This window comes from Microcoleus sp. (assembly GCF_049646505.1).
Lineage (GTDB): Bacteria > Cyanobacteriota > Cyanobacteriia > Cyanobacteriales > Microcoleaceae > Microcoleus.
In genome coordinates this window covers 1-9957 of sequence record NZ_JBARVX010000051.1, presented here as the reverse complement: position 1 = coordinate 9957, position 9957 = coordinate 1, and the positions used below count along the sequence as shown (strand labels likewise).

Sequence of the window (9957 nt, the reverse complement as noted above, 5' to 3'; positions counted from 1 at the left end):
TCGATCCCCCTAAATCCCCCTTAAGAAGGGGAGTAGGGGTTGACTTTGAGAAGAATCTTGTCCCCCCCTTAGTAGGGGCGGTGCCCCCGTGCCCGCCCTCTTGGTTAGGGGGGATCAGATTCTACGGGGCCTCATAAAAAATTGGTATCACAGAGATGCCGATCGTCCTGCTAGAATTTCCAAATCGGGACAATTTATTTTATCAGGCCCTCTGGTTCCTCCCGTGCCAGCGTTTCGATCGGGTTTGACCCTGCGCTCTTTTCTGTTGTTCGTTTCACAAAAAACTTAATCTAATGCACGTATTCATAGCCAGCGATCGAAACCACATTTTGGGATTAGCAGCACTGCTCAAGTCTTTAGATATCAATATTAGCAAATCTGCCGACATAGAGGTAAAAATTAGCGTGGTATCTGTCGGGATAGATGCAGAGCAAAAGCAACGGTTGCAGAATTGCTGCAAATACCAGATAGAATGGCAAGAATTTCAATCTAATTACGACCAACTTCTGTCGCTGTTCGGTTCTAAACTGAGTTACGTTAAATTGGAGCCGGGAAAATATACCAAGGCAACAGAAAGGCTGATTTGGCTCGACAGCGACACGATCGTGCTGGGAAGCTTGGAGCCGCTGTGGAACCTAGATTTGGGAACAATGCCCGTAGCAGCCGCAGCTAACGTCTGGGGAAATCCCAACAATTCTCAAGATCGAAACCCTTATTTCAATACTGGTGTTTTAGTTTACAACATGAAGCTTTGGGAGCAAGAAAAACTTTCGGAAAAGTTGCTCGAAAACGCTGATTCAAACCTTTGGGGCGACCACGATCAGGGTGCGTTAAATTCAGTTTTAGCCGGAAGGTGGAAGCAATTAGATCGAATCTGGAACAACGACAAGACGGACGATATGTCAACTAAAGTGATGCACTTTATGTCTAAACCGAAACCGTGGGAAAGTTCCGCCCCGAATCAATTATGGCTGGATATGTTGTCTCTGACACCGTTTAAGGACGAACAGAAAAACATTAAAGATAAATCGGGTTTGCTGTCGGCATTGAAGCAAAAATACAGCAGGATCGAGCCGTGGTTGAGGGAACCGACAATTAAGTTTAAGAGTTACCTGAACAAACAAAAACGTTAAGCTCAAAATCTGTCTTTCATGCCGCGCAATTGAGCGAAGGTTTGGACGGGATCGCGGCTGTTGGCGGCCCGTTGGAGGTTGGGAAAATCCCAGCGCAAAAATGGGTTGGTCTTTTTCTCGATGCCGATCGATGATGGTATCGTGGGTTCATTGCGGCTGCGCGCTTCCTTGACTTCGCCCAAGCGCTGCTGCAAATCGGGATTGTCTCCATCCACAGTCAGGGCAAATTGCAAATTTTGCAGCGTGTATTCGTGGGCGCACCAAACTCTGGTACTGTCCGGCAAGTTTCGCAATTGTTCTAGAGAAGCTAGCATTTGAGCGGGATTGCCTTCAAACAGTCTGCCGCAGCCTCCAGCGAATAAAGTGTCCCCACAGAACAATTCACCGGTTTCGCCTTGGTTGCGCGCGGGGAAATAGTAGGCTATGTGAGCTTTTGTGTGGCCTGGTACGAAGAAGACTTCGGCGGTTCTGCCGGCAAATTCTACTCGATCGCCCGCTTGCAAAAACACTTGCTGTCCGGGAATTCTGCCTCTGTCTCGTGCGCCGCCGCAAACTTTAATTTGCCGAAAGCGATCGATCAGTTGCTGGTTGCCGCCTACGTGGTCGCTGTGGTGGTGCGTGTTGAAAATTGCTGTTAATTCGGCTCCGAGCGAGATCAGTTGCTGCAAGACCGGTTCTGCTCGGGCTGGATCGACTACTGCTGCTGTCTGGCGATCGGGGTCGTGCAGCAAGAAAATGTAATTGTCGGACAGTACCGGAATTCGATAAACCTGCATATAAAACTGCCTCTATCGGAAAATTATTATACAATTGAATTGTGGCGATCGCTATCTGCAGGCTGAATCCAGAATTATTAACTCCGCGCATCTATCTTTGGGAGTAGAAGTTTGATATGTTATTTTTGCTGTTCCACAAATCGATTTACGATCGAACCGGCACCATTTGCGAGTCAACAACTGCGGGCAGCTTTAATTATTCTAACATAAAGGCGATCGAATAAATGCGAACATCTCCAAATAAATCCAATTTAACAATTTCTCAAATGGTCGATCGAATTGTCGCGTCTGGCAAGATTGCTCGCCGAGAACATTTAGTTTTAACATCTACTATCCTATCTGATGATAGAATTTCCGAGGAGGATCGATATCAAATCAATCGGATATTTGATTATATCCAAATTGGTCGCCTCAAGTTTATCGATTGAATTTTTCAGTTGACAGTTGACAGTTGACAGTTGCAGTAGTTAAAGCAGATCCCCCCTTAGCTTGCCCCCTACTCCCCCTTAAAAAGGGGGGAACAAGAGAATTCTCAAAGCCCCCCTTAAAAATGGGGAACAAGAGAATTCTCAAATCCCCCTTAGAAATGGGGAACAAGAGAATTCTCAAAGTCCCCCTTCTTAAGGGGGATTTAGGGGGATCTCCGGGGAATAAACAGGCTTAACTAAACCCTATTCACAATACAATCTACCGTTGCAGTTACCAAACAACCCAAAATAAAATGAGTACAAAAAAACCAACAATTTTGGTAACAGGTGGAGCTGGATATATTGGCTCTCACGCAGTATTAGCACTAAAAAAAGCTGGTTACGACGTGATAATTTTGGACAATTTAGTTTACGGCCACCAAGATTTAGTAGAGCGGGTTTTGCAAGTAAAATTAGTAGTTGGCGATACGAACGATCGCGCTTTGCTCGACAACCTGTTCGCCACTCACGAAATTGCAGCAGTCATGCACTTTTCAGCCTATGCTTACGTGGGCGAATCTGTTACCGATCCAGCTAAATATTACCGCAACAACGTCATCGGCACAATTACACTTTTAGAAGCAATGATCGCTGCGGGAGTGAAAAAATTTGTGTTTTCTTCTACTTGCGCGACTTACGGCGTGCCGCAGAAAATCCCGCTCGCCGAAGACCACCCGCAAAATCCGATCAATCCCTACGGCGCTACTAAGTTAATGGTAGAACGAATTTTGTCCGATTTTGATGTTGCGTACAATTTTAAATCAGTTTGTTTCCGCTATTTTAACGCGGCTGGAGCAGATCCGAACGGGTTGTTAGGAGAAGATCACAATCCCGAAACTCACCTGATTCCGTTGGTGTTGTTTGCGGCTTTGGGTAAGCGGGATTCGATCGCAATTTTTGGCACAGATTACGATACTCCAGACGGCACTTGCATTCGCGATTACATTCACGTTAACGATTTGGCATCGGCTCACATTTTAGGTTTGGAATATTTGTTAAATGACGGCAAATCTGATTTCTTTAATTTGGGAAATGGGGGCGGGTTTTCGGTAAAAGAAGTGATAGAAACGGCTCGCGAAGTGACCGGAAAAGAGATTAAAGCGGTTGAGTGCGATCGCCGTCCGGGAGACCCAGCAGCCTTAGTTGGTAGCAGCGAAAAAGCTATCAAAATTTTGGGTTGGTGTCCAGAATATCCCGACATTAAGGATATTTTAATTCACGCTTGGCAGTGGCATCAAAAACGACATTCCACTTAGTATTTAGGGTGCTGACGGCTAGAGAAAATATTGGATTGATGGATTTACCGCAGATTTTAAGCGGATACACACAGATGGACGCAGATAATTAAATAATTGAAAGCGAATTAGTGCGAGATGTCTAGTGGATGCTCCAAACCATATTTGATGATATGACTTATACCAATTTCATAAAGTAGCGCTAGATATTACCCCCCCAACCCCCCCTTATTTCGGGGGGGAGTGGGGGGGGTAGTAGCACATATGAAAGAAAAATGGTATTACCGGCAGAAAACTCCCATCAGCGTGCTGGTGGAATTACCCAGCTTGAATTATATATATGAAGTTTGCCCGATCGCTCCGAAAAGCAATTCTGTTATTTCTGATATCCTGTCTGCTATCCGTTGCAATTCTTCCCGCAGTTGCTCAGATTCAGTCACCGCCTGCGGTGCAGCTTGTCCGACAAGCTCGCACTCTGTACGCAGAGAAACGTTTTTCCCAAGCTGTACCGCTGTTGCAGCAAGCGGCGCTACAGTTTGAGGAAACAGACCAAAATCTCGATCTCGCCGCCGCCTTGAGCAATTTAGCTGCAACCTACGGGCAGTTAGCACTTTGGGAACAAGCAGAACAAACTGTGAATTCGAGTTTGTCGGCGGTGCAAACCGAACCCAAGACTGCCGAACAGCAGCGGATTTTGGCGGAGATTCTCAACATTCAAGGACAGTTGCAACTAGAACGGGGACAGACTCAAGATGCGATCGACAACTTGCAGTTAAGCGCTAAAATATTCGAGCAAATCGATCGCAAAAACCAACTTTTTCAAGTTCAAATCAATCTAAGTCGGGGTTGGGAAACTCTCGGACTTTACCCGAAGGCTTGCAAAATTCTGTTAGCTTCCTTGATGTTGGAAAACCAAACTTGTACAGTTTCGACTGCAGATTTGGCGACTTTTAAAAATCAGCCTGTTGCTGCCGAAAAAGTCCGGGCAGTTCATGCTTTAGGGCGGGTAATGCGGGTTTTGGGACAATTGGAAAACTCCCAAAATTTGCTATTAGAGGCACTGACAGCAGCCCAAAAATTAGGTATCAAACAAGATGAAGCGGCAATTTATCTCAATCTGGGAAATACGGCGCGGGCGAAAAGCAATAAACCGGGTTTGAGCGCCCGACAGCAGGCTGACTTGGAAGCCTCGGCTCTAGAATATTACGATCGCTCGGCGGCAATCGCAGTCGCATCGCCTTTACAAATTCAGGCGCAGTTGAACAAATTAAGTCTGTTGGTCGATCGCAAAAACTGGTCGGAAGCAGAGGTTTTGTGGCGTTCCATCGAACCTCAAACCGCTGAATTGGGTTCAAATCGTGCGGGACTTTACGCTCAAATTAACCTCGCTCAAAGCTTGATGAAATTAGCTCAGTCGCCTGCAAAAACTTTGAGCTTAAGCGATGTTGACAAAATGCTCGAACGCTCAGCATCACCGGCAAACACTTTGGGCGACAAACGCATACAAGCTTACATTCTGGCAGCTAGGGGCAAACTTTCGGAATTGCAGCAGCAGCACCAGCAGGCGGAAAGTTTGACAAATCAGGCTTTGAGTTTGGCGCCAGTGTTTGAATCTCCCGATATTTCCTATCAATTATTGTGGCAGTTAGGGCGGATTCGGAAAGCTCAGGGAAATACAGAAGGGGCGATCGCCCAATATACTCAAGCTGTAAATGTATTGTCTTCTCTGCGGGGCGATTTGGTGACAGTGAATCCCGAAGTACAATTTTCGTTTCGGGAAAGTGCCGAACCGGTTTATCGGGAATTAGTCGGACTGCTTTTGGAAGGGGAATCTCCGAGTCAAGCTAAATTGAAACTGGCGCGCCAAACGGTGGAATCTTTGCAGTTGGCGGAATTGGACAACTTTTTTCGGGATGCTTGCGCTGATGCTAAACCACAGTCGATCGAGCAAATCGATCCTGCTGCGGCGGTGATTTATCCAATTATTTTGAGCGATCGTTTGGAGGTAATTTTATCAATTCCCGGCAAACCCCTGCGCCGCTACACTACCAATAAGTCTCAAGCCGAGTTAGAAACAGCCTTCAGACTAGCCAAAAATACGATCCGGCCTGCTGCGTTTCCCCGCGACAGGTTGCCCGCCGTCCAACAGGTTTACGACTGGTTGATCCGCCCCGCAGAGGCAGATTTGACTGCTAGCGGAATTAAAACTCTGGTATTTGTACTCGACGGTTACTTGCGAAATCTGCCGATGGCGGTGCTCCACGACGGCGAAAAGTTTTTGCTAGAAAAGTACAGTATTGCTTTGGCACCGGGACTGCAGTTGCTGACACCCAAACCTCTGAGCCAAGTTAAGTTGAGAGTGCTCGCGGCTGCCCTCTCAGAAGCGCGTCAAGGCTTCTCGGCTTTGCCGGGGGTGAAACGAGAAATTCAAGAAATTTCAGCTCAGATGCCCGCTACTGACCTGCTGAATGAAGATTTTGTCAGCGGGCGGTTGCGCGATAAAATTAAGTCTTTGTCTTACCCGATCGTCCATTTGGCAACTCACGGTCAGTTTAGCTCGAATGCGGCGGATACTTTTATTGTGACTTGGGACGAGCGGGTGAATGTCAAGGAGTTCGATCGGCTGCTGCGATCGCGCACTGGGAATAACCAACAGCCGATCGAGCTTTTGGTGTTGAGTGCTTGCGAAACTGCTTCGGGCGACAATCGCGCGGCTTTGGGTTTGGCCGGGGCGGCAATTCGATCGGGTGCCCGCAGCACAGTCGCCACGCTGTGGCAAGTCAACGACGAATCCACTGCTATCTTTATGACTGAGTTTTATCGGCAACTTGCTGCCTCTAAAACCAGCAAAGCTGAAGCCCTCCGCAACGCTCAATTAACCTTGCTGCAGAACCGAGAGTATCAAAATCCCTATTTTTGGGCACCTTTCGTGCTGGTGGGGAATTGGCAATAATCTAAGATGGGAATGGGGAATGGGGGATTGGGAATGGGGGATTGGGCATGGGGGATTGGGAATGGGGGATTGGGAATGGGGGATTGGGCATCGGCCAAACAGGGCATTGGGAATGGGGGATTGGGCATCGGCCAAACAGGGCATCGGGCATCGGCCAAACAGGGCATCGGCCAAACAGGGCATTGGGCATTGGGCATTGGGCATTGGGCATGGGGCTTGCAGTCAACAGTCAACAGCCAACAGTCAACAGCCAACAGTCAACAGCCAACAGTCAACAGTCAACAGCCAACAGTCAACAGCCAACAGCCAACAGTCAACAGCCAACAGCCAACAGTCAACAGCCAACAGTCAACAGCCAACAGTCAACAATTAACTGATAACTAACTTAAATGCTTGATTTTTTGTTAAAAATTGTAAACTGTTAGGGAGTGCTTTCCGCATCTAATATTTTTTCGAGGAGTCCCATGAAGCAACTTTTGATGGCTGAGCGCTTTTGCTTGATAGCCCACGTCGTGTCAATGGCTTTTGGATTGGCAGGGCTGCTGCTGGTTGTACCCAATCCTGAATTAGTGATGAGTTTACCGCCCGCCGGACAAACTCTGTTCCAATGGGGGATGGCTGGGGGTGGAGTAGTTTATATCATCTTTGGTGCAGCAGCGGTTGCTATCTATGCCTATCGGACGTTGGGGCTGGGTGCAACTCTGGCATTTTTGGTGCCTTCTGTGTTTTTGTCCTTGAGTAGCGAGTTGTTGGGGACGAGTACAGGTTTTCCCTTCGGAAACTACCACTACTTGAGCGGTTTGGGCTACAAAATTGCAGGGCTAGTTCCGTTTACAATTCCCCTCTCGTGGTTTTATCTGGGACTGGTTTCTTATATAATTGCTCGGGCTGGAGTTGGCGGCGGCAAAGGCCAACTCAACTGGGTGCGCCAAATCGGGGCGATCGCCCTTGGTGCTATGCTCCTGACAGCTTGGGATTTTGTACTAGATCCGGCGATGAGTCAAACTTCAGTACCTTTTTGGGAGTTTGAAGAACTTGGAGCTTTCTTCGGGATGCCTTACCGCAATTTAGCGGGCTGGATGGGTACTGGAGTGCTGTTTATGTCCTTGGCAGCTTTCTTGTGGAGCAAAAAGTCGATAAAATTAGAGCGCTCGGAATTGGGTTTGCCCTTAATTGTTTATTTGGTAAACTTTGCTTTTGGAGCAATTATCACTGTAACTTCCTTGGATTCTCGGTTTTGGTTCCCGACATCGCTAGCTGTGCTTCTGGGCGTAGTTCCGGCGATCGTCTTAAGCTGGATCGCTAAACTCGCAGCCGATGAAGTAACAGAAACAATTCCGTATTTGGAAACATCTGCTGTGACAGCGGAAATTCCACCTCAGCCGGTTGGCGCTTTACGCAAGTAAGGATCGTGGATTAAATAACTTCCGTAGGTTCGTTCCACGGGCCCAACCTACAAAAAATGCAAGTTATTTAATTCTCTAAATTTTGAGCTAGTTTAAAAACCCGGTTTCTACAAGAAACCGGGTTTTTCAGCGGCGATTTTTTCCTTCCCAATTCCTGTAATATGTTTGAGGTCAAAATTTTATTAAATTTTTTAACTTGATATCAGTTACCAAAAAAATCAACTGTAAATAAGCTCCCAACTCATATCCCCATACGCTTGGGTTAAGCTCGATCCCCCCTTAGCTTGCCCCCTACTCGACCCCTACTCCCCTTAAAAAGGGGGGGACAGGAAGCGCTCAAAGTCAACCCCTACTCCCCTTCTTAAGGGGGATGCGAGGGGGATCTCCGAGGAATAAATAGTTTTAACTGAACCGTATTGACCCATATCCAGTAAGTCATCCCCAATTCTTCAATTATTCAATAGTATGGTTTTCCCGATCGCCCCTCACCTGTTCTCCCAACTGCTGACAACTATCATCCCTGTCGCACTTTTGCTGCTGCAATTACCCGCTGCGGCTATTTTAATGTCGCGGTTAATTAAAGGCCCGTCGCGCATCCCGCCCCTGGAACCGGATTCGCCGACGCTGGACTTGTTAGGGGCTTGTACTGCGGTGGTGCCGACTTTGAACGAAGCAGAGAGAATTTCGCCTTGTTTGGAAGGATTGAGCCGCCAAAGTTACGAACTCCGCGAAGTTATTGTTGTTGACAGCTATTCGGTAGACGGCACCGGAGATTTAGTCAAAGCTGCCGCCCAAAAAGACCCCCGGTTTCGCTTGATTAACGACGATCCGCTGCCGGCGGGCTGGGTGGGGCGGCCTTGGGCTTTACACACGGGGTTTTTGGCAAGTTCCGAGAAGTGCGAGTGGATTTTGGGGATAGATGCGGATACTGTGCCGCATCCGGGTTTGATTGCGAGTTTGCTCAAAACGGCTGCGGCTGGAAATTACGATTTGATTTCGCTATCGCCGCAGTTTATCCTCAAGTATCCGGGGGAGTTGTGGCTGCAACCTGCGCTGTTAATGACTTTGGTTTATCGGTTCGGCCCGACGGGAACCGGCGGGGACGTGCCGGAACGGGTGATGGCGAACGGTCAGTGTTTCCTCTGCAAGCGCGAGGTTTTGGTGGCGTTAGGGGGCTATGAGGTGGCAAAAGGTTCTTTTTGCGATGATGTGACTCTGGCTCGCTATGCGGCTGCTAAGGGCTTTAAGGTGGGTTTTTTGGATGGGGCGAAGGTGTTGCAGGTGCGGATGTATGAGGGGGCGATCGAGACTTGGAACGAGTGGGGGCGATCGCTCGATTTGAAAGATGCTGCTTCTGGCGGTCAAATTTGGGGCGATTTGTGGCTGTTGCTGGCGGTTCAAGGTTTGCCGGTGCCGATCGTCCTGTGGTATTTGTTGTCTGGTTCTGTGCCTGCTGTGGGGGCGTTTCCGCAGTTTTGGCTGTGGGGATTGAATGTGTTTTTGGTGGCGGTGCGATCGGCTTTGTGTTTGGCGATCGCCCCAAGCTACGATACAACTCAGGCTTCTGGTAAATGGCTGTTTTGGCTGTCACCTTTGGCCGATCCGCTAGCGTTTTTGCGAATTCTGATTTCTGCTTTTAATCAACCTACTCAGTGGCGCGGCCGCAAGTATGAATAGTCGTTAATTTTTTGCTAGACATTAATTAAGGGCGATCGCCCGTAGGGAAACGGCACTGCCGTGTCCGGCGGCGTTCTGCGAATGAAAGATAATTTACAGCAGATTCCAGGTATGTGAAATACATTCAATATTTCGTAGGGACACGGCACTGCCGTGTCCCTACAGATGCTTGTGCGAGAACCCTTTTGGTCTTTTTTGTACTGAAGGGATCTCGCACTTTTCTTAATTCCCTAAACCAGCATGAAGTTAGCCGCTGTAATCGAATTGGCACTCACTCCAATCATCACACCTAACTCTTCTCATGTCAAGG

Annotated in this window: 9 protein-coding genes; 7 read left to right on the top strand and 2 right to left on the bottom strand. The window is 48.0% G+C overall.

Annotation, left to right across the window (positions count from 1 at the left end; translation table 11 throughout):
* The first annotated feature begins 293 nt into the window (after positions 1 to 293).
* Positions 294 to 1133, top strand: coding sequence for a glycosyltransferase family 8 protein (locus tag WBA89_RS02790; RefSeq protein WP_424403875.1), 840 nt, complete (start codon positions 294 to 296; stop codon positions 1131 to 1133).
* Positions 1134 to 1135: 2 nt separating this feature from the next.
* On the opposite strand, the gene gloB is transcribed toward WBA89_RS02790, so the two are convergent.
* Positions 1136 to 1909 (bottom strand): hydroxyacylglutathione hydrolase, encoded by a 774-nt coding sequence (gene gloB / locus WBA89_RS02785; protein WP_424403873.1) that lies wholly within the window; start codon positions 1907 to 1909, stop codon positions 1136 to 1138.
* A 224-nt stretch (positions 1910 to 2133) separates the two neighbouring features.
* Here gloB and WBA89_RS02780 point away from each other — a divergent pair, with 224 nt between their 5' ends.
* The 6 genes from WBA89_RS02780 (at position 2134) to cruG (ending at position 9647) form a co-directional block, all read left to right on the top strand.
* Positions 2134 to 2337: a hypothetical protein gene (locus tag WBA89_RS02780; protein ID WP_265235350.1), complete on the top strand. Its 204-nt coding sequence runs from the start codon at positions 2134 to 2136 to the stop codon at positions 2335 to 2337.
* A 293-nt stretch (positions 2338 to 2630) separates the two neighbouring features.
* Positions 2631 to 3632 carry a UDP-glucose 4-epimerase GalE gene (galE, locus tag WBA89_RS02775; protein ID WP_424403871.1) on the top strand — a complete coding sequence of 334 codons (1002 nt, stop codon included), beginning with the start codon at positions 2631 to 2633 and terminating at the stop codon, positions 3630 to 3632.
* A 319-nt stretch (positions 3633 to 3951) separates the two neighbouring features.
* On the top strand, positions 3952 to 6564 hold the full coding sequence (locus WBA89_RS02770; protein ID WP_424403869.1) for a CHAT domain-containing protein: 2613 nt from the start codon (positions 3952 to 3954) through the stop codon (positions 6562 to 6564).
* A 12-nt stretch (positions 6565 to 6576) separates the two neighbouring features.
* Complete coding sequence (locus tag WBA89_RS02765) at positions 6577 to 6948, top strand: hypothetical protein (RefSeq protein ID WP_424403867.1); 372 nt, start codon at positions 6577 to 6579, stop codon at positions 6946 to 6948.
* Between the two features lie 80 nt (positions 6949 to 7028).
* Positions 7029 to 7970, top strand: coding sequence for a gamma-carotene 1'-hydroxylase CruF (gene cruF, locus WBA89_RS02760; RefSeq protein WP_424403865.1), 942 nt, complete (start codon positions 7029 to 7031; stop codon positions 7968 to 7970).
* A 465-nt stretch (positions 7971 to 8435) separates the two neighbouring features.
* Positions 8436 to 9647 carry a 2'-O-glycosyltransferase CruG gene (gene cruG / locus WBA89_RS02755; protein ID WP_424403863.1) on the top strand — a complete coding sequence of 404 codons (1212 nt, stop codon included), beginning with the start codon at positions 8436 to 8438 and terminating at the stop codon, positions 9645 to 9647.
* Positions 9648 to 9661: 14 nt separating this feature from the next.
* Here cruG and WBA89_RS02750 read toward each other — a convergent pair whose 3' ends face one another.
* The gene (locus tag WBA89_RS02750; RefSeq protein WP_424403861.1) at positions 9662 to 9796 is read right to left on the bottom strand and encodes a hypothetical protein; all 135 of its coding nucleotides are present in this window, start codon (positions 9794 to 9796) and stop codon (positions 9662 to 9664) included.
* Between the last annotated feature and the right edge of the window lie 161 nt (positions 9797 to 9957).

What these genes read in the sequence shown, in the direction of transcription:
- WBA89_RS02790 (WP_424403875.1), top strand. Translation starts at nt 294, where the DNA reads ATGCACGTATTCATAGCCAGCGATCGAAACCACATTTTGGGATTAGCA.
- gloB (WP_424403873.1), bottom strand. Translation starts at nt 1,909, where the DNA reads ATGCAGGTTTATCGAATTCCGGTACTGTCCGACAATTACATTTTCTTG.
- WBA89_RS02780 (WP_265235350.1), top strand. Translation starts at nt 2,134, where the DNA reads ATGCGAACATCTCCAAATAAATCCAATTTAACAATTTCTCAAATGGTC.
- galE (WP_424403871.1), top strand. Translation starts at nt 2,631, where the DNA reads ATGAGTACAAAAAAACCAACAATTTTGGTAACAGGTGGAGCTGGATAT.
- WBA89_RS02770 (WP_424403869.1), top strand. Translation starts at nt 3,952, where the DNA reads ATGAAGTTTGCCCGATCGCTCCGAAAAGCAATTCTGTTATTTCTGATA.
- WBA89_RS02765 (WP_424403867.1), top strand. Translation starts at nt 6,577, where the DNA reads ATGGGGAATGGGGGATTGGGAATGGGGGATTGGGCATGGGGGATTGGG.
- cruF (WP_424403865.1), top strand. Translation starts at nt 7,029, where the DNA reads ATGAAGCAACTTTTGATGGCTGAGCGCTTTTGCTTGATAGCCCACGTC.
- cruG (WP_424403863.1), top strand. Translation starts at nt 8,436, where the DNA reads ATGGTTTTCCCGATCGCCCCTCACCTGTTCTCCCAACTGCTGACAACT.